Annotated in this window: 17 protein-coding genes; 11 read left to right on the plus strand and 6 right to left on the minus strand. The window is 62.1% G+C overall.

The window, feature by feature from the left end:
• Positions 1 to 508 precede the first annotated feature (508 nt).
• The 6 genes from V4529_15915 to V4529_15940 all read left to right on the plus strand — a co-directional run bounded on the left by V4529_15915 (position 509) and on the right by V4529_15940 (position 8,263).
• Positions 509 to 1,483 carry a hypothetical protein gene (locus V4529_15915; GenBank protein ID MES2359824.1) on the plus strand — a complete coding sequence of 325 codons (975 nt, stop codon included), beginning with the start codon at positions 509 to 511 and terminating at the stop codon, positions 1,481 to 1,483.
• A gap of 146 nt (positions 1,484 to 1,629) precedes the next feature.
• A complete protein-coding gene (locus tag V4529_15920) occupies positions 1,630 to 2,838 on the plus strand; it encodes a histidine kinase (protein ID MES2359825.1) in 1,209 nt (402 codons plus the stop codon).
• Positions 2,838 to 3,584, plus strand: a complete 747-nt coding sequence (locus V4529_15925) for a LytTR family DNA-binding domain-containing protein (GenBank protein ID MES2359826.1) — start codon at positions 2,838 to 2,840, stop codon at positions 3,582 to 3,584. The genes V4529_15920 and V4529_15925 overlap by 1 nt, the downstream gene beginning before the upstream one ends.
• Before the next feature lie 201 nt (positions 3,585 to 3,785).
• Positions 3,786 to 4,538, plus strand: a complete 753-nt coding sequence (locus V4529_15930) for a hypothetical protein (protein ID MES2359827.1) — start codon at positions 3,786 to 3,788, stop codon at positions 4,536 to 4,538.
• A gap of 129 nt (positions 4,539 to 4,667) precedes the next feature.
• Positions 4,668 to 6,203: an SDR family oxidoreductase gene (locus V4529_15935; protein ID MES2359828.1), complete on the plus strand. Its 1,536-nt coding sequence runs from the start codon at positions 4,668 to 4,670 to the stop codon at positions 6,201 to 6,203.
• A 95-nt stretch (positions 6,204 to 6,298) separates the two neighbouring features.
• Positions 6,299 to 8,263, plus strand: a complete 1,965-nt coding sequence (locus V4529_15940) for a CocE/NonD family hydrolase (GenBank protein MES2359829.1) — start codon at positions 6,299 to 6,301, stop codon at positions 8,261 to 8,263.
• A 44-nt stretch (positions 8,264 to 8,307) separates the two neighbouring features.
• On the opposite strand, the gene V4529_15945 is transcribed toward V4529_15940, so the two are convergent.
• Positions 8,308 to 8,595 carry a hypothetical protein gene (locus V4529_15945; GenBank protein MES2359830.1) on the minus strand — a complete coding sequence of 96 codons (288 nt, stop codon included), beginning with the start codon at positions 8,593 to 8,595 and terminating at the stop codon, positions 8,308 to 8,310.
• 188 nt (positions 8,596 to 8,783) lie between these two features.
• Complete coding sequence (locus tag V4529_15950; protein MES2359831.1) at positions 8,784 to 9,413, minus strand: helix-turn-helix domain-containing protein; 630 nt, start codon at positions 9,411 to 9,413, stop codon at positions 8,784 to 8,786.
• A gap of 189 nt (positions 9,414 to 9,602) precedes the next feature.
• On the opposite strand from V4529_15950, the gene V4529_15955 reads away from it, so the two are divergent.
• Together V4529_15955 and V4529_15960 are read left to right on the plus strand one after the other, a co-directional pair.
• Positions 9,603 to 10,208, plus strand: a complete 606-nt coding sequence (locus tag V4529_15955; protein MES2359832.1) for a DUF4142 domain-containing protein — start codon at positions 9,603 to 9,605, stop codon at positions 10,206 to 10,208.
• Positions 10,209 to 10,414: 206 nt separating this feature from the next.
• Positions 10,415 to 11,101, plus strand: a complete 687-nt coding sequence (locus tag V4529_15960) for a PEP-CTERM sorting domain-containing protein (GenBank protein MES2359833.1) — start codon at positions 10,415 to 10,417, stop codon at positions 11,099 to 11,101.
• A gap of 76 nt (positions 11,102 to 11,177) precedes the next feature.
• On the opposite strand, the gene V4529_15965 is transcribed toward V4529_15960, so the two are convergent.
• Entirely contained in the window at positions 11,178 to 11,891 is a 714-nt protein-coding gene (locus tag V4529_15965) for a hypothetical protein (GenBank protein ID MES2359834.1), read from the minus strand.
• 168 nt (positions 11,892 to 12,059) lie between these two features.
• Between V4529_15965 and V4529_15970 the strand changes: the two genes are divergently transcribed.
• Complete coding sequence (locus V4529_15970) at positions 12,060 to 12,266, plus strand: hypothetical protein (protein ID MES2359835.1); 207 nt, start codon at positions 12,060 to 12,062, stop codon at positions 12,264 to 12,266.
• A gap of 99 nt (positions 12,267 to 12,365) precedes the next feature.
• Here V4529_15970 and V4529_15975 read toward each other — a convergent pair whose 3' ends face one another.
• Positions 12,366 to 13,616 carry a M20/M25/M40 family metallo-hydrolase gene (locus V4529_15975; protein ID MES2359836.1) on the minus strand — a complete coding sequence of 417 codons (1,251 nt, stop codon included), beginning with the start codon at positions 13,614 to 13,616 and terminating at the stop codon, positions 12,366 to 12,368.
• Positions 13,617 to 13,678: 62 nt separating this feature from the next.
• Positions 13,679 to 14,581 (minus strand): LysR family transcriptional regulator, encoded by a 903-nt coding sequence (locus V4529_15980; protein ID MES2359837.1) that lies wholly within the window; start codon positions 14,579 to 14,581, stop codon positions 13,679 to 13,681.
• 69 nt (positions 14,582 to 14,650) lie between these two features.
• Between V4529_15980 and V4529_15985 the strand changes: the two genes are divergently transcribed.
• Together V4529_15985 and V4529_15990 are read left to right on the plus strand one after the other, a co-directional pair.
• Positions 14,651 to 15,730, plus strand: coding sequence for a YeiH family protein (locus tag V4529_15985; protein ID MES2359838.1), 1,080 nt, complete (start codon positions 14,651 to 14,653; stop codon positions 15,728 to 15,730).
• Positions 15,731 to 15,832: 102 nt separating this feature from the next.
• Positions 15,833 to 18,757, plus strand: coding sequence for a BTAD domain-containing putative transcriptional regulator (locus tag V4529_15990; protein ID MES2359839.1), 2,925 nt, complete (start codon positions 15,833 to 15,835; stop codon positions 18,755 to 18,757).
• A gap of 32 nt (positions 18,758 to 18,789) precedes the next feature.
• Here the strand turns inward: V4529_15990 and V4529_15995 are convergent, their stop codons facing one another.
• A complete protein-coding gene (locus V4529_15995; GenBank protein MES2359840.1) occupies positions 18,790 to 20,001 on the minus strand; it encodes an ATP-binding protein in 1,212 nt (403 codons plus the stop codon).
• Positions 20,002 to 20,269 lie beyond the last annotated feature (268 nt).

Genomic DNA, 20,269 nt, shown 5'->3' on the forward strand with positions numbered 1-20,269 from the left:
ACTGGCGTGGGCCTCTGAAGGACTGGGTGCGCAGTCGCGATAAGAGACGACAACAATGCAATTGTCCAGAACATCATGACGGGAGTTCAGGTAATCGAGCGGGACATTCAGCAGTTGCGAGGAAGCTAGAATCGCGGTCGTCCACATGACAACGGACGAGCAGCGAACGGTAGCGATCCTACAGCGAGCGGTCGTTTGACTTCGGCTAAAGCGCTCGGTCCTTGCGGCGGTCCGCAACTGGGGCAGCGACCACGGTCGCGGATGCGTCGAGCTGCCATTGGCGACGCTAGACGATGAATTTGGGATTACGCACTTCGCGTCTCGCGGAGCCCTCTGGTCGTGCAGAGATCGGTAGTACCGCTAACGGACCAGAACCGTCCGCTCGCTGCAAAATATGAACCTGTTGCGCGGCGGGGGGTTAGCGTGCGAGAGAACGGGACACCGCCGGCTCCTGAAACGATCATCAGGAGCAACGCACGCACAACGCAAACCAGTACCTCTCGCGAACATGACTCCTCGCACTATCACGAGCGCACTGCTGCCGATGCTGCTCACGTTATTGAGCACTGCCGTCGCCGCACAGGCAACTCCACCCCGTATATTCTCGCCCGGCGTGATCTCGGGTCCGGCGAACGACCTGTCGCCTGCCTTCACCCCCGATGGCAAGACGGTTTTCTTCACGCGGTCCAACTCGAGCCAATCGACGATTCTCGTTTCACATCTGTCCGGCGTAACGTGGTCGAACCCTCGAATCGCTCCGTTTTCTGGAGAGTGGCTCGATCTTGAACCGACGATGGCTCCGGACGGATCGTACCTGATCTTCATCTCAAGCCGGCCCACAGCGACGGGCGGAAAGCCAATCGATGGGTTTTACAACGGCGCTGCACAACCAGGTAGAGGCGGAAACCTCTGGCGCGTTGATCACACGTCGAGCGGATGGGGTGAGCCGCATCGCCTGCCGAACATAGTCAACAGCAATACATCGATCTACTCGCCAAGCATCGCGGCAGACGGAAGCATCTACTTCATGCAACCAACGGGCGCAAAGACAAGGTTTCACCTGTTTCGCGCGCAGTTCTCGCACGGCGAGTTCGCGGCTCCGGTCGAAGTACCCGTGAGCGCCGGTGAGGACATCGGAGACTTCGATCCCGCTGTGGCGCCCGACGAGTCATTCATGGTTTTCTCGTCCACGCGCATTGCTGGCAAGGGCACATCACTCTTCATCACGTTTCGCAGGAGCGGCGCCTGGAGCACACCGGAGTACATGGGAGACACCGTGAGTATTCCCGGCGCAGGCAGCATCGAGGCGCGCCTGGGCGGACCAGGTCATCGCACGCTCTACTTCTCCAACCGGTACGTCGAGCCAGCGACCCCGCCCCAGAGTCGGGCATTGAGTGCCAGGGGCCTCGAGCTCATGGCGGAATGGAACAACGGCCTCGCGAACATCTGGCAAGTGTCGCTCGCCTCCTGGCTCGACAAGTGACGAGACGAAACGCATAAATTCAGCCTGTAGCTGCTTGCTGCGGCGGCGCCTGTCGACAATCATGAGACCAACGGCTCGCGACCCGGGACGAAGTGCCTGCCGAACCGATCTTGTGAACCGAGTGCACCGATGTTAGCGTCGCGATAATGCAAGTCCTCGTTCCGAACGCCACGGAGGAAAGCGGACGGCGCCGGCGGGTGCCGTTCGATGTGATTCTCGTCGCCGTGTGGGCGGTACCGGCCGCGCTTGCGGTCATCGAGACGTACACGTTCGCGCGAACGAGCGGGAGACCGTTTTCGCTCGAGTCCATCATGCTGCGCGAGACTGCAACGTGGGCCACCTACGGCGTGCTGGCCCCGCTGGTATTCCGGCTCGCAAACCGGTTTCCCCTCCGCGCCCCGTCAGTGCGCCGGCACCTCGCCCTGCATGTCTGCGGCGCCATCCTCGCCGGGTCGGCGGCTGCGGCGGTAGATACCGCCGCGACCCAATTGACCCGCAATGCTACCGACTCCGCTCAACTGTTGACGATGAGCGTTGAGCGAATGTTCCTGTCATGGTGGCTCGGCGGCCTTGCTGTCGCCTTTCTGTCGTATTTCGCGGTTGTCGGCGTCGCCCACGCCATGAGCTACTTCCGCGAAGCCCAACAGCGCCGGGAGGATGCGCTCCGCCTCGAAGGCCAGCTCGCCGATGCGCGGCTCGCCGCTCTGCAAGGGCGTTTGCATCCGCACTTTCTGTACAACACTTTGAATGCAATAACCGTCCTCGTCCGCGACGGCGACATCACCCGATCGACGCGAATGCTGGAGCTTCTCAGTACCATGCTACGCCGCGTGCTCGACGGATCACTTCCACAGATCGTCCCGCTGAGTACCGAGCTTGCGCTGTTGCGTCAGTACCTGGAGATAGAAGAAGTGCGCTTCTCCGACAGACTGACGGTCACACTCGACGTCGATACGCATGCTCGTCAGGCCGGAGTGCCAACGCTCGTGACTCAGCCGCTCGCCGAGAACGTGATCCGGCACGCAGTGGCGAATACCTTGCGCCATGTCACGCTCAGCATCAACGCACACGTCATCAGCAATCCGGAAGGGCGCGACACGCTCGAGTTGACGGTGTCGGATGACGGTCCCGGGCTCACACCGGGCTGGGAACGACGTCGCATCGAGCATACGGGACTTTCGGCTACGGCGCTGCGCATTACGACGCTCTACGGCTCTGATGGTTTGCTTGAAATACACCCGCGAGCTGACGGTGGAACCGTTTCCACTGTGCGCATCCCGTACGTGAAGCTTTCCGAGCGTCGTGACGACGAGTGGACAGCAGTCGATGATGATCTGACACGGCAGGCGGTTTGATGCGCGTCGTAATAGTCGATGACGAGCCGCTCGCAAGACGTGGCATTCGTCAGCTGCTGGCCGACCATCCTGATGCGCAAATCGTGGCCGAATGTCCCAGCGGAGCGGTAGCTCTTGCGGCAGTACAGACGCTCTCGCCCGATCTGTTATTTCTCGATGTACAGATGCCGGAAATGGATGGATTCGAAGTGGTTCGACGAATCGGAGTCGAGCGGATTCCCTCAGTCGTGTTCGTGACCGCATACGATGAATTTGCCGTGAACGCGTTCGAGGCGTCTGCCGTCGATTACCTGATGAAGCCGGTGGGACCGGAGCGGTTCTCCGCCGCAATGCGTCGCGTGCGCGAACGCCAGACCGAAACGGCTGCCCTCGCCCGCGTTGCGGAGCTGCAAGCCTTGTTGACGCAGGTGACTCCCGCGATAAGCCAACCGCTGCTCGTCACTACAGCGAAGGGCACGATACGTATCGATCCTGATGAAATTGACTGGATCGGCGCTGATGATTATTACGCCGTTCTGCACGTTGGTGTGAAGCATTATCTGCTTCGCGAATCGCTCGCATCGTTGGAGGATCGTCTGCCAGCCGGTCGCTTCGTGCGCGTCCATCGCTCCGCGATAGTGAATTGCAGCAGAGTGACGGAGGTTCGCCGAGGAGTGGTTGTCCTGCGCGATGGCATCACTCTGTCTACCAGCAGGCGCCGGCGTGCGGCGGTAAGAGCTGCGTTGGGCGAGACGTCCGCCGCCTGACGCTCAAAAGCGCCGATCCAACCGCTCGCTGAATCCGAGCTACCGCCCGCTGCAAGCTCTGGAATTGCAGTCGCAATGAGTCTTACCAGGATGCTAAGCTGAAGCTTGCGGCGTAAGCCTGCTCGCCATTCACATCAAACATCTCAGGGAGCTTCGGTGCGCTACTCTTCCGGCGCTTTATTCCGCGGTGCAACGCGGAACATGATTCCGCTATTCGCCACACTCACCATCGCTTCGGCGGCGCCTGCCGTCGCGCAATCGACCCACGTCGCTCCGATCGGCTCCGGTGCGGGTGCGAGCACCGCGCTGGTGCCCGGATCAGGGGATCTGACGACGGCACATTTTCGCGATACTACAACATCTTTCCGCTTCATACAGGACAGATTACCGAAGGGCGATTCGGTCGATATCGTTCGCGGTGTGGGGCATGAACAGATCCGGCACGTGGCGTATCAGGGGCGGCCCGCTATGCTGCTCGTCAAGACGGTAGACCTTAACGGGCGCATGTATGTGGACAGCTCAACCGTCCTCGTCGACGGTCTTGCGCCAGTATCGGAGGTCTCGATCCTGGGGTCGCGACGCACGACGTACGCATACGATGGCGCCAGGGTGCATCGGTCGGTCACGCAGCCCGATTCCGCAACGAGGACCACGGATCACGATTTTCGAGTTCCGATGTTCCATTTCGAAGGGCTCGATGCCGTGATTCGCTCGATACCCTTGCGCCCCAATTACCACACGATCGTCCGCCTCTACTCCGAAGGCGACGACGGCATCGAGATGGATACAATAACCGTCGAGAAGCGTGACGGCGCCAGGATATGGAACGTGCGCTTCGCCGATCCGGTGATCATTGCCCATTATGGAATAGACGGTGACACACGCAGAATCGTGCACTACGACATCGCGCGCCATGCCGATCGCGCACATTTCACGTATGTGTTCGATCAATAGCCAACTTGAATCGCGCGCTTGGCGGTGTTGAAAGTAGCTGTCAAAATACCGTCCCGTCCCACGACCGGAGGGCAGCCGGCGACGTGTACGTGTCGCTAACTTTACATCGTGCCCGAAACCCCACGCGCCATGAATCTCGCCGACCGTCTCCGCGATGCTGCCGAGCTGCTCGAATCGATAGCCAGCGACCGATCGCTGCTTGCCGGTTTGCCGGAAGAAGACAGAACCCGACTGCTGCAGGCCGCCGGCCGCGTCTCACGACCCGATGCAATCGACCGCCGCCGCCTCGTCCAGGCCACCAAGCGCGAGCGCAGGATCGCCAAGGCGAATCGTGCGGAGACCGTGCTTTCCAACACCGGCATCCGCAAGCTCCGCCGCGAAACGGTCTTCATGACACCGAACGTCTTTCCGCCGGCGCAGTTCGAGCAACATGACGTCGAAGACGATGCGGATTTTCGCGAAGCCGTCGAGCCGCAGAATTGCTACATCTGCAAAAAGGATTTCTCGACGCTTCATCATTTCTACGATCAGCTCTGCCCATCGTGCGCCGCGCTGAATTTCGCGAAGCGCACGGAGTCCGCCGATCTGCGCGGCCGCGTTGCGCTGCTCACGGGCGGACGAGTCAAGATCGGATATCAGGCCGGCATCAAGCTGCTGCGCGCAGGCGCACAGCTAATAGTCACGACACGCTTTCCGCGCGACTCCGCGTCGCGTTACGCGCAGGAGCCTGACTTTGCGATGTGGAGCGATCGGCTCACCATCTACGGACTCGATCTGCGTCACACGCCGAGTGTCGAGGCGTTCTGCGCCGAGATGCTGCGCACGCGTGATCGTCTGGACTTCATAATCAACAACGCCTGCCAGACCGTTCGTCGCCCGCCTGCTTTCTACGAACACATGATGGAGGGCGAAACCGCAGCGCTTCACACCTTGCCCGAAAAATCCCGCAAGCTGCTCGGCGAATACGAAGGACTGCGCGGGTATCACATGCTTCCCGAGGGCGAGTCCGGCGCCACCGTGCCCGCTGTAATCGGTGCGCGCACTTCCGAAATCACCGGACTGACGCATGCTGCCGAGCTGTCGCAGATCAGACTTCTCCCGGATGAGGAGGCCGCTCAGCGCGCGCTCTTCCCCGAGGGAAAGCTGGACCAGGACATGCAGCAGATCGATCTGCGCGAGCGCAACTCGTGGCGCATGTTGATGGCCGAAGTGCCGTCCGTCGAATTGCTCGAAGTCCATCTCGTCAACGCGGTCGCACCGTTCATCATCAACGCGCGTCTAAAGCCACTGATGATGCGGACACCGGAGCGCGACAAGCACATCGTCAACGTGTCGGCAGTCGAGGGACAATTTTACAGAACGTTCAAGACGACGCGCCATCCGCACACCAACATGGCCAAGGCCGCGCTCAACATGATGACGCGCACCGCTGCGGCAGATTACCACCGTGACGGCATTCACATGAACGCGGTCGACACGGGCTGGGTGACCGACGAGGATCCAGCCGACATCGCCGCGCGAAAGACCGCGGAGCACGGGTTTCATCCGCCGCTGGATATCGTGGACGGCGCCGCGCGCATCGTCGATCCGATCATCGCCGGCATCAACACCGGCGAGCATGTGTGGGGCAAATTCCTCAAGGATTACGTGCCGACCGACTGGTGACGCCCCGCGCGTACTGACCGTGCGCCCCAAGGTGCGCTAGCCACCGCGATCGGCGACGCGTACTTTTTTGCGAGAGTACCCCTCCCAACTTGACGATGAACCTCTCGCATCGCAGCACGCTCACGGCTCTCGCGTGTACACTCATCGCGCACGGCCTGCTCTCCTCGCAAGCCGCGGCTCAGACCTCGACTCTCCCCAGCGAGACGCCGGCGCGGTTCACTCCCGCAACGTCGTCGTTCGATTACGTGCGACGCGAGGTCATGATCCCCATGCGCGACGGCGTGAAGCTGCACACCGTCATCCTCGTCCCGAAAGGCGCCCACCGGGCGCCGATCCTCATGACCCGGACGCCCTACGACGCCAACGCCACCACCACTTACGCCGCAAGCGCGCATCTCGCCTCCAACCTCGCAGGCTACGACAACGCGCTCGACGTCATAATTCCCGGCGGCTACATCCGCGTCGTGCAGGATGTCCGCGGCAAGTATGGCTCGGAAGGCGACTTCGTCATGAATCGGCCACTCATCGGCCCGCTCAATCCAACGAAGGTCGATGAATCGACCGACACCTACGACACCATCGACTGGCTCGTCAAGAACATCCCCGAGACCAACGGCAAGGTCGGCGTGCTCGGCATCTCCTACGATGGATTCGAGCCCCTGATGGCGCTCGTCAATCCGCACCCGGCCCTCAAAGTCTCCGTTCCCATGAACCCGATGGTCGACGGCTGGATGGGCGACGACTGGTTCCACAACGGAGCCTTCCGCGAACAGAACATGCCGTACGTGCTCGAACAGGAAGCCACCCGCGACAACTCGGCGAAATGGTGGACCGATCACTTCGACGACTACGACCTCTACCTCGACGGCGGCTCCGCTGGCGAGCTCGGCAAGGCACACGGCCTCGAGCAGGTCGGATTCTGGAACCGCATCCTCGCGCACCCGAGCTACGATTCCTGGTGGAGTCAGCAGGCCATGGACAAGGTCCTCGCCGCACAGCCACTGAAGGTGCCCGTGATGCTCGTCCACAGCCTCTGGGATCAGGAAGACATCTACGGCGCGATAGCTGTCTACAAGGCCATCAAGCCGAAGGACGTCAACAACGACAAGGTCTTCCTCGTCATGGGACCATGGCACCACGGCCAGGAAATCGAGGACGGCAGCTCACTCGGCGCCATCAAATTCAACAGCAACACATCGCTCTACTTCCAGCAGCACATCCTCGGACCGTTCCTCGCTCACTATCTGAAGGACGACGCACCCGCAGATAGCGTGGCACCGGTCAATGCATTCGAGACCGGAACCAACACGTGGGAGCGTCTCGCCTCGTGGCCATCGGGCTGCGCCAGCGGATGCAGCATTCATCCGACGCCGCTCTATCTGGAGCCAGGCTTCAAGGCAGCGTTCTCCGCGCCTGCGTCCGGCAGCGTGGCATTCGATGAATACACGTCCGATCCGGCAAAGCCGGTTCCGTTCCGCGCCCGCCCCAGCCAACCCATCGGCTACGATCCGCCGCTGACATGGGTGCACTGGCTCGTGGATGACCAGCGCGAAGCGTCCGGCCGCACCGACGTGCTCGCGTATCAGTCCGACGTGCTGAAAGCACCGGTCAAGATCAGCGGCCAGCCCATAGCGAACATCATCGCGTCCACTACAGGCACCGACGCGGACTGGGTGGTGAAGGTGATCGACGTCTATCCCGACGAAGTCGGCGGCGACGCGAAGATGGGCGGCTACCAGCTACCCGTGTCGATGGACATCTTCCGCGGCCGCTATCGCGAAAGCTTCTCGACACCAAAAGCCATCACGCCCAACAAACCACTGTTGTACAGGTTCGAGCTTCCAACAGCGAACCACGTCTTCCTTCCCGGACACCGGATCATGGTGCAGATCCAGTCCAGCTGGTTTCCGCTGTACGACCGTAATCCGCAGACCTTCGTCCCCAACATCTTCTGGGCAAAGCCTGCCGATTACAGGAAGGCCGAGCAGAAGATCTATCACGAGCCGGGCAACGCGAGCTTCGTGGAACTGCCCGTGGTGGCAGGGTCAGCGCGGAATTGACCAGGGACGCGGGGATGACGTACTGCTCATCCCCGCCCTTTCCTTCACTCAGCCATGTGGATGAACACTTCTCCGCCGTAAGCCTCGGGCGCCGTGACTCTCACGCCGGCCATGTTCTCGCGCACCCAGGCCGACGCGCGACGCGAGCTCTCGTCCGCTCCTTCCCGATTCTCGCATACCGTCACCGTCGCGAGTGCCTCTCCGTCCCGAATCGCGTAGTAGGCGATGAAGCCGGGTCCGTCACCAAGCAGTTTCTTCACTTCATCCTGCCGCTTGTCGAGCTCGTGGATCAACTTCGCCACGCCGCTATAACGCCGTATCACTGCGTACATGCCGCTACTCCGTATGCTTGGGGGATTGGACTGGGTCGCTCGACGCCATCGACCCCGAAATTCGGTGCCGAAAACTGAATGGCATAGTCTGCACCAGCGAAGCGCGATGTCAAGGCGCGACGCGCAATATCCAATGCTCGTGATCGCGCGTAATCATCACGCTTCCGGCGTCGATCTCCGGCTCGGGCTCAGCTCGCAGGCTGTTCGCTTATCAGGAACGAGCATCGTGGTGGATTCTGTCCGCGCTCGCACCGCTCGCAAACCTTTCCCCCAGTCACTTCCGCGAGGAGCTGCTCCACCATGCAGCACGCGTCCGGGTGCGACGAGACCGCCTGCGACAGAGCGCAGCCATTGCCGTGGATCTCGTACCCTTCTGCCGTCTCGACCACATCCGCGTCCGCACCAAGTTCCGTCAGCAGGCTTGCGGCGTCACCCACCCGCTCCGCAAACGTGCCCGACGCCCGGGGACCGAGTCTGGAGCCCGCCCCTCGCAGTATCGATCTGACCTCGCCCGGATGCCTGCTCTCCAATTCAGCAATCAGCGCTGTCAGCGCCGGTGCATATGCGCTCGAGAAGAGCGTATCCGCCCCTTCCGCGACGCCGTAGAGCGTCGCCGGCTTGCCAACGGTTCCGTCGCGCCGGGAGCCGGCTGCTGCGACCACCCCATCGCGCTCGAGTGTCGCGATGTGAGCGCGGACGGCGTTGTCGGTAAGACCGAGCGTCGCCGCAATCTCGTCGACACTGCGCCACCCACGCCGAAGAATCGCAACGATCCGACCACGCGTGCTATCCCCGAAATGTCTTTCCCACCAGCGCATGCATCCTCCTCTCTGACCGTGCAAGCCTCTCAACTACAGTACCAACAAACATACGTATAAGCAATAAGTCAATGATTTCCTTGACAAATCCCTGCGCTCGTGCCATATGTCAATCACGGCGTTGCCACATCGCAGGCCGTGGGCGTCGTCCAGCCCAACCACCACCACAACCGTACCAGGAGTTCTGAAATGAAGAAGCCCCGACTAATTGCTGGAGTCCTAGCAGCCCTTGCCACCACCGCGGCAGCCGCCCTTGTACCAGCGCCAGCCAGCGCCCAGGCCCGTCACACTGCGCCTGCGGTACGCCTCGCCAAGTCACATACCCCGGCGCACGCCGCCGCAGCACTCGACGACCCCACCATCGTGGCCATCTTCGACGCCGCCAACAGCTGGGACATCGACCTCGGCAATCTCGCCCTCAAAAAGAGCAGCAACGCCGAGGTCCGCACCTTCGCCGACATGATGGTGCGCGACCACAGCGCCGCCCGCAAGCTCGGCCGCGACCTCGCAACGAAGCTTCATGTTACGCCGACCCCTCCTGGGAAGGACTTCGCACTGTACAAGGACCACGTTGCAACTCTGGCGAAGCTGAACAGCCTCAGCGGCGCCGCTTTCGATAAGGCCTACGTCGCCCACGAGGCCTGGTATCACCAGGCAGTGATCGATGCCGTGACCAACACCCTGCTCCCCGCAACCAAGAACGCGGAGCTGAAGGATCTCGAGGTCAAGGTCGCCCCGAACTTCCAGGCTCACCTGGCAGCGGCGAAGGCTCTCGAGACAAAGCTCGGCGCATAAACTCACCACAGGCAATGCGCGGTCGCCACATATCGGTGGCGACCGTGCCACAGTCGTGGGCCCCACCACGACCAGTCCCATCTGATCAACTTGCGCAAGGTCTAACCGGCCAAGGGGTTACGACTAGCGCGGGAAACGGCCCGGCCGTGGCATGTGCGATGCCGTATGAGCGGCTGCGTACTAAATCCTACCAGAGGCATCGTCCCATGATACGTCAGTTGAACGCAGCGGCCTTACTCGCGATCGGCGCCACGATCGCCGCACCGACTGCAAACGCACAGTTCACCAATGCGTGCGGTGGATCGGATTTCTTTTCCTGTGTGACTCTGGCGGTGAGCGGGCAGGGAACATCGACGCTGCTGTTCACAGTAACGAACACCTCCAACGGTGGGGTGGCGAACAACCCGAACAGCGTGTTCAAGGAGTTCGGAGTCGGTAATGGCGCGTTTACCGGAACCGCACCTACGGTGACCGCGACCGGTGCCCTCGCCTCACAGTTCAGCGTTGCGAGCACCAATCCGAGTTCGGTCAGTGGTGTCGGTTTCACGGCGACCAACTTCTTCGGCCTCACACCCAACGCACCGCCGCCGACCAATGGTCTGCACGACGGTGAGACGGTGGGCTTCTTCCTCGCCTTCGCCAATTCAACCGACGCGAACCAGTTTCTGAACGGCTTCCAGTTCGCACTTCACGATATCGGTGGCCTCACCCAGGCTTGCGGATCCAGCAAGGCGGCATTCAGCAGCGACGGAACGCCGCTATCCGGCAGCGCGTCGCCGATTTCCGCCAGCACTTGCAATCCAACGTCGACCGTTCCCGAGCCAAGCTCGATGGCACTCCTCGGGACCGGACTCGTCGGACTCGTTCCAGTCATGCGGAGACGCAGAAAGTAGCTGCGCCTTCCGGCGCTCATCGTCGGACACCTTCAGTACTCCAACGCTCCGGTTCACTCGAAGAACCGGAGCGTTCTCATTGCCGTGCGTCGCGCAATGCCTGACGTAATCCGTCGCTTATCTCATTCGATGAGAAGTCGGCCAGATCTTCCAGTGCGCGCTGGAAATCCGCTACCGAGACCGTACTCAGCGCAGCCGCCGTTATCGCACCCGCGCCGACGCGATTTCCGCCATACAGAAACGGCGTGAGCCGATTCCGGCCATCGACGTCGAAGCTCCATATCTCGCGCCCGGTGCGCGCATCCAGCAGAACCGCAGTTGCATTCATGAACAGATACGCAGTGCTCTGCCGGCGAAGATCGATTCCGGAATTGTGCATGTTCACTTCGAGCACGAAATCGGCGTTCTGCCGGTTGGCGGCTGGGGTCGCGCCGAGGTACCGGCTCGTCCGCTCGAGCGTCCGCTGTGACATGATGGCGGTGAGGTCGACCAGTGCCACGGCGCTATCCAGCCTCGTGCGCGCGCGCCGGCCTTCGACCTCCTTCGCAACCCCGGAGCCGGCCGCAACGACCGCTGAGACCGCAGAGACCGGGTCATTGACGTCTGGCACATTGTACCATCCGGTCACCAGCTCCGGCCTGGGCGGCGCGATATACACCAGCGCGAGCGATCGGCTCGTGAAGTTGTATTCGGAGAGATGATTGTGACCGCCGCAGCCGGCGCCGAGGAGAACTGCTGGCACCAGAACCATCGCACGAGCGATTCGGTAGCGAGACAGATGTGATCTCATACGTGACTCCTGCCCGGTTTCTGACCTGGTGTGTGTGAATCCACGCGATTGCAGCGTCCAGATCTATGACGACGGTGCCAGCCGTCCGTGACCGCTCGATCGTATTCTGCCCCCCCGACCCCGCTCCCCGGCATGGCCGCGCAGCCGCACTGGCGATATGGTTCAGACATGCCCGATCGAACCGGAGATATCAGGCGCGAAATCGCTGAGGCAACCCAACGCGCGCTTGTCGCTGTCGCGCTGCAAGCGTACGAAGAGGCCGGATTATCCGGGCTCTGCGGTGAGGGACGCTGGGAAGTGGCGTTGGGTGCAATACGAAGCTACGACGTGCGGAACATCACGGAGAAACCGGCTTTGGAGAAGCCGGCTTTGTAGCAGCGACCACGCACTCGACACACTGGCTTGCAGAAACTCGCGGTGCGTGAGATGCCGTAATCGCATCTCACGCACCGTCCATGCGTTAACTGATGATCGTCACTTGACGATCTTCGCCCCGGTCAGCTCGGCGACTGCGCTGAGCGTTGTCTGAGCTGCATTGAGACCAAGCCGGAAGTCCGCATCGCTGTATGTCTTGTAGAGATCCGTCGGCTGGTGCCACTGCGGATCCCAGCCTGCGCCGATCTGCGCGCCACGCTCGTTCTCGCGAAGACTGACCGAGGGAACCAGGTTCTCGAAGGGCTGTGAATCAGTGTTGGTCATGTGCTGGCCGACCTTTGCCGGATAGTCCGTCGCGTACTTGTCGTTTGCAGTCGACAGTGTCCACGCGAGCTTCTGGGATGCCTCGGCCATCTTGGAGTTGGACTGGAACTCGATGTTCACGTCAGCTTCCGGCCGCTGCACCGGGCTCATGCTGCCGTCGGCGCGTGGCATTCCATGATCGAACATCATCATGTCGTGCTGTATGACGCCGAGCCACCTCGGTTCGGGATACTTTCCCGAGCCGGCTGGATCTTCCTTGCCCTGCAGTGCCTCGCGTTGCTCTACATACGCCTTGGAGCCGTTGAGTCCCGTCTCTTCGTTGTTCCAGAGGATGAAACGAATCGAGCGGTCGGTCTTCACATCTGGCGAACTGAATACGCGCGCGAGCTGCATGACGAGCGCCGTGCCCGATCCATCGTCGTTCGCGGCTTCACCCCAACCGATTCCGTCCATGTGTCCGCTCACGATGTACATCTCGTCCGGATGCGTGGTGCCGATCTTGGTGCAGTAGACTTCCTGACGCTCTCCGGCAACGCTCTGCGGCGTGTCGAGCTTGCGCAGTGCGAGATCGGGCTGACGCAGCGAATCGGTATTCACACCGGTCGGCATGATCTTGCCGCGCATGACGGATCCGCCGGAGCCCGGCCTCTTGTTCCCACCCTCGGCGGCGCGCGCACGGAAGCGAGCGAGTTGTTCCGGCGTCAGCGGTTCACGCGGCGGCGGTGGCTGAAAGTCATACGTGATGCGTTCGGTGTTGGTGCAACCGTAACTCTTGAGCTGCGCCTCGATCCAGTCCACCGCCTTGCGATTGCGCTCCGTTCCCTGACGGCGATCGCCGAACTGGGTGAGTCCCTTGACAGTGGCCTTGTACTGATCCAGCGACAGCCGCGACACCATCTCCCTGATCGGGTCGAAGGCTGTGTCGGATGAGGCGGCGTTACGAGCTGGTGTCTGAGCGGCAAGAGGCACAGTAACGACGCCGGCGAGAGCGCCGAGCATTACCAGGCGATTCAACGAGGTGGACATGCTGATGTGGGTCGAGGTGAAGACTGGACGAGCAAGCGTTTTCGGAATCTCGCTCACACTGCTTACGCGCGCGACGTTGACATTGCTGCCCTGAACGCCGCGGCGGCAGCACTGGGTGCTCGCCCCGTCAGTCGCAGCTCCGTGAGCGCGCGCCTGAGATCGCGCTTGAACGCCGCGCTCTGCAACGGAACGACGGCAATGTAGCCCAGCGCGAGCTGGTCGGCCGCCGCGGCACGGGACACGACTGCGAGGCCAAGGCCAGCCGCCACCGCCTGCTTGATGGCCTCCGTGCTCCCCAGCTGGACGGTGGTCCCCGGATGGACTCCGTGCTCGGCAAGCGCGGCTTCGGCCACGACGCGGGTACCGGAGCCTGGCTCGCGCAGAATGAATGGCTCGTCGATGAGGTCGGCTGCGCGCACGCGGCGTTTGTGCACCAGTGGATGGGATGCAGGCGCAATCACGACGAGTTCGTCCTCGCGCCACGGGATCACGGATATCCGCTCGTGAGACACCGGCCCTTCTACCAGCGCAATGTCGAGCCGTCCCTCGAGCAACCGGCGCGCGATCGCACGCGTATTGGCGCTCACGACCCTCAACGTGACCCCGGGGTGCTCCTGATGAAAGCGCGCGAGCAGCGGCGGGAGAAAGTACGTCGCGACGGTAGTGCTCGCGCCAACGCGCAGAACGCCGCGCTCCAGGCCGCGCAACGAAGCGAGCTCTTCTTCGGCGATTCGCTCGACACCAAACAGCTCGCGTGCGCGTGCGAAGAGCGCAGTGCCCGCGTCGGTGAGGCGCGGAGTGCGGCCGGAGCGGTCGAACAGCGATAGCTGCGTCTGTCGTTCCAGCTCCTGCACCGTTTTGGAGACGGCAGGCTGACTCAGCCGCAGCGCAATCGCGGCACGAGAGAAGCTGCGCTCCTGCGCGACCGCGGCAAAGACACGTAGATGGTGGAGATTGAGTGCCATAATCTATCGCAATACTAACATATAAATAATGTCTTTGTCTTATATCTCGGCGCCGTCTAGTCTTATGAAATGGGACAGAAACCCGTCATTCCCGTGGAAGCGTACTCAGAGAGCCGGGATACGGATTTCGACAGCCGGCTTCTCTTGCTCCTGCCAGGAATCCTCCTCGCAGTCGTTGTCAGTCTCGTATCGCTCGCCATCGCAAACGTCGAGGAGCGCGTCTTCGGACATGCGATCATCGAGGGGCTCGTCGTCGCCATTCTGGTCGGGATGATCGTCCGCACTCTCTGGATGCCGCCCGCGAGCATGAATCCGGGTGTCTCCTTCACTGCCAAACAGGTGCTCGAAGTCGCGATATTCCTGCTCGGCGCATCCGTGGATCTGCCGCTCCTGCTGCGCGCAGGACCGTCGCTCGCAATCGGGATCGTGCTGCTCGTAATCCTCGGGATCTGCGGCAGCTATTCGATCGGTAGAATGATGGGACTGCCGCACAAGCTCGCGGTGCTCGTCGCGTGCGGCAACTCGATATGCGGTAACTCCGCAATCGCCGCAATTGCACCCGTGATCGGAGCGAAGAAGGAACACGTCGTGTCGTCCATCGCGTTCACGGCGATTCTCGGTGTTGTCGTCGTGCTGGGACTACCACTCCTGATCCATCCACTTGGGCTCAACAACTATCAGTACGGCGTGCTGGCTGGACTCTCCGTTTACGCGGTCCCGCAGGTTCTCGCCGCAGCATTCCCGGTGAGCATTCTCTCCGGCCAGGTTGGAACGCTCGTGAAACTGGTACGCGTTCTGATGCTGGGTCCCGTAGTGATATTCTTTGCCCTCACTCATCCGAATGAAAATCCCGACGGCGGTGCATCTCCGACGCGGTTTCAACTGACGCGGTTCGTGCCGTGGTTCATCATTGGATTCCTGCTGCTGGCGATACTGCGGTCGACCAACGCGATACCCTCGACATGGGTTGCGCCGACACGCGCGGTATCGACCTGGTTCACCGTCGCGGCGATGGCCGCGCTCGGACTGGGGGTCGATCTCAAGGCCATGACCAGAGTGGGCCCGCGCGTCATTACGACCGTCACGGGCTCGCTCTGCGTCCTGATCGTACTGAGCCTCGGGCTGATTCACTTCCTGCACATCAGCTGATCGGCAGAATCGTCCGTTTGCGAAATCTCCCGGCGGGCGTAGCTTCTTTGGAGTGGCCCAGGTCGGCTGAGCCGCACAACTGGTTATCACCACGTCAACACCTTGCGCGTCAATCACTTACGGTTGATCACACTCGGTCGCCTGGCGCTTGTTTCCGGCTCGGGTGATGACGAATCGCTGTCCAGGCGTCGCCGGCAGCTTGCTGTCCTGGCGGTGCTCGCGCTCAACGCGCGTCCGGTAAGCAGGGAACAGCTGGTCGACATGTTCTGGGGCGATGAACCCGAGGACCGCGCCCGCCATTCGCTCTCCAATGCGCTCTCGAGCATTCGCGGGTTGCTCGGGCCGGCCGCGATCGCCACTCGGCAAACAGACGTTGCTCTCTCTCCCGATGCGCAGCTCGGCGTCGATGCCCTGGAGTTCAACGCAGCGTGCGAGGCATCGGACCACGAGCGCGCGGTCGCGCTGTACACCGGACCGTTTCTGGACGGCGTTTTCGTTCCCGATTCGCCCCGGTTCGACGCCTGGGTTGCACGTGAGAGAGCGCGGCTCGAGCGCCAGTTCCTGCACGCGTGCGAAGCGCACTGCACGGCACTCTCGCGTGCCGGCCGCTGGGACGAGTGCGCAGCGCTCGCGACGCGGTGGCTGGATGCACTGCCACCGTCCCGGGCGGCTGCGATAATGATGCTCTCGTCGCTCGCCGCGCCAGGTACCAGGGAGGCGCTCCACACCGCGCTCAATGCGTATGACGTGCTCGTGCGACGGCTCGAGCTGGACTATGAATCACCGCCCGATCCGCGCGTGACCCTGCTGGCCGCCGGATTTCGCGAGCAGATGCTGCGCGCGCCCGACATCGCGGTGCCGGAAGTAAACGTCGCGTCGTCAGCGCCGCCTGCGGCTGTGGCGTCGTCCCACTCATCCGACGTCGCGATGACGCACACCGACGCGGCGGCACATGCCTCGCAATCACGCGGACCGAACAAGCGACATGCATGGAAAGTGCGGCTCGGCGGCGCCGTGATTGCCGCGGCCGCCCTGGCAGCTGTTGGGTATCGCACCATGTCGGCGCGAGAAGCCGCTGCAGCGCCGCGCATGCGTCCGTTGATTGCGGTGACGAACGTCGTCAACGTGCGACACGACACGTCGATCGCATGGCTGGAAGACGGTCTCAAGCAGATGATCGCCGCCGATCTCTCGAATTCGAACGCAATCGATGTCGTTCCACCGTCACGCGTCCACGACGTGCTCGTTCGTGCGGGATACCCGTCCGGCACCGCAATTTCCACGGACCAGGCAGCGGATGTTGCCCGACGTGTGAATGCGACGTTGGCGGTGAGCGCCGAATTGAGCCATGGCGGAGGAGGATATGTCGTCGGCATCGACGTGTTCAATGCGGCCGACGGAAAGTTGCTGCGGATGTCCACCGTAACGGGCACCGACATACTCGGTGTTGCCGATGCGGCTGCAGCGCGCGTACTCGACGTGGTGAACTCCGCAGCCCGGTCCCCGCATTTTGCCGACATCGAGACCTCCAGCCCGGAAGCCTACAAGCATTTCGTCCGCGGCATGCAGGCGAGCGCCGCGGGCCAGTTCCCGACCGACGAGCGCGAGCTGGACGCAGCGCTCGCACTGGATCCCGGGTTCGTAAGCGCGATAACCGCGCGGCGTGATATCGCGATCAAGCATGGCGAGCTCGGAGTTGCGGCGCAGATGGACTCAGCGTTCGCGCGCCACTCAAATCGTGCATCCGCCTGGGACCGATTGATCGATGAAGCGTCACGGTCGTTCCACGGAGGTGAAATAGCGCGCGCCGAAGCTCTGGCGCGGGATATCGTCGCGAGATATCCAGGCGATCCGCGCGCATATGTTTTCCTCTCGTATGTGTTGATGGAGCACGGACACTGGCTGTCGGCGGATACCGTGCTGCAGGCGGAGCTCGCTCTGGATTCGCTCGCTGTCGCCGCCGGCCCTGGTCCCTGCGCGCCGTGCTTCGCGTATCACGGAATGGCGGATACTCGACAGGAAGCCGGCGATTTCGCCGGTGCGGAGCGCGCGGCGCGAGCCTGGGTCGCATTGCAGCCGGAATTGCCGGACGCGTGGGTGACGCTGGCGAACACACTGGCCGTGAGCGGGCGCCCGGACCGGGCGATAGCGGTCGGTGAGCATGGCGCATCGCTCACATCCGATCCATTTCCTGCAATCTCCGTCGGTCGCTGGTTGATCATGAGCCGGCGTTATGATGCAGCCGAGGCGTACGCTGCCAAACTCCGGAAGTCCACCAATCCGCAGCTGCGTTATGGTGGCGACGACATTGAGGGAATGGTCGCGCGCGAGCGTGGACAACTGCGCGCCGCGAACAGGATCTTCGAGCGCGTCGAGTCGACCTACGGACCGACCGATCCGATGCATCTGCTGCACGCCGACGATCTCGCACGACTCGGAGACTTCGCCGCTGCGCGCAGTGAATTCACGGCATTCGCGCGTCTCGGTCCGACCGATGGCTCACTCGCTCTGAGCGGCGACGACGCACGCGCATTCACATGGCCGCGCGCACTCGAGGCCGACGCGTTGGCGGCCTCGGGCGACACGCTGCTGTTGCGTGCGATGGCCGACTCGCTCGAACAGGTCGGTCCCCGCAGCTACTACGGACGCGACTGGACGATCTTCCACCATGTCCGTGGCCTCATCGCGATGCAGGGCAAGCGATACGCAGAAGCCGAGCGTGAGTTCAAGGTCGCGCGCTTTGGCTACGCGGGTTGGACACGCACCGTAGCCGAGCTGGCGCAGGCACAACTCGAGCAGGGGCGCGCGCGCGACGCGATTGCGACGTTACGTCGCGCGTACGCGAGCGCGCCCGATGCCATGGGTCGCTACATGCCGCGAAGCGAGGTCGATCTACGCATGTCGAACGCATTTCGCGCGGCCGGGATGACGGACAGCGCGCGGGTGTATCGCCAGTACGTCGCGCGCGCGTGGGCGCATGCGGATCCGGAGGTGAAGCGTTTGATGGTGAAGTTGCCGGATAGCTGATGTAGCAACGTGTCCCATCGGTGCCGGAGTAACTACAATATGCGCCACCACGGTGTAGCAAGAATACGATCACCCAACACGTACGTCCCGGTCCCACCGTGCAGGAGAAGTGCTCCGCGGACCTTGCTGCCGTACTCTGCAATAAAGCTGCGGAGCGGTGCAGCATCGTTGTATCCCGGCCGCGAGCCGCCCTTGCATTCGATCGCGATCACCGTCTGATCCGGTAGCTCGATTACGAAATCCACTTCATCGCCGGTCGTCGTGCGCCAGTGCATGATCGATGGCCTCTGTGCAACGCTGTCGCGCCAGGCAAGCAGATCGCACAGCACCATGTTCTCGAGATGGAAACCGCTCGGTTCGACTTCCCCTGCGATGTACGTCGCGAGACCGGTATCGCTCCAATAGCATTTGGGACTCTTGATGAGTCGCTTTCCACGGTTGACGGAATATGCGCTCACACGGACCAGCTGGTACGATGTCTCGAGCAAATCGAGATAGCGATCCACGGTCGTCGGTGGAATTCCCGCATCCCGACCCCATTCTGTCTTGTTCACGATCGCACCGATTCGAAGCGCTGCGACGCGCATCAATCGCCGAAAGTCAGTGCGATTCGCAATGGATGCGAGGTCCTGAAGGTCACGATCGAGATACGTATCGATGTATCCCTGATACCAGATGGCACGCGCCGTGGCCGTCCCGCAATCGAGCGCCGGCGTTGGGTAGCCGCTCATACTTACCAGCGTACGCCAGTCATCCTGCGGATTTGGCGAGGCGTTCGCGATCGCGTTCCATTCACTGAACGGACGCGTCTGGTACTCGTCCCAGAGTCCGGCAGTCCCGAAGCCAAGGCGCTCTCGGCGCGTCATCGGCCAGAGTGTTGTATATGACGCACGTCCCGCGAGCGACTCTCTGATTTTCTTCATCGCCAGCAGGTTCGCGGACCCGGTCAAGACGAACTGACCGGGAGTCCGCCGTGGTTGGTTATCTACGTACTCCTTGAGACTGAGAATAAGCTCCGGGTCACGCTGTACCTCATCGATTACCAGATGTGGCGAGCGTGCAAGAAGACCGGCTGGGTCCGCAGCCGCCTGCTCGCGGATGTCGGAGTTGTCCAGTGTCACATATGGATACTTGCCAAACACTGGATGGCTTCGCACGAGAGTGCTCTTCCCGGTCTGGCGTGCGCCCATGACCACTACCACAGGCATCACGGCTGCGGCAGCCGTCAGATGCTTGGCGGCCACCCGGGGAAGGATTGAAGGGTCTGGCGGCGTGCGCTGGCTGGCCATGGATATCGGGAACCGGTGGTGGATTATTCACCATATGATGGTGGATTATCCACCACGTGATGGAGGATAATCTAAGAGACTTTGGAGAGATGGCAAGTCTCCATCGCCACTCTCAAGGCAATCTCCACCCAGTGCGAGAGGGCGTCTACGCACCATCCGGCTGCTCTCGCCGCTGGCCCTCCGAGCATGTCATCTGATTTTCTTGCAGACCTTTGCGATCGGA

It is taken from the genome of Gemmatimonadota bacterium, assembly GCA_040388625.1.
Taxonomy (GTDB): domain Bacteria; phylum Gemmatimonadota; class Gemmatimonadetes; order Gemmatimonadales; family Gemmatimonadaceae; genus Fen-1247.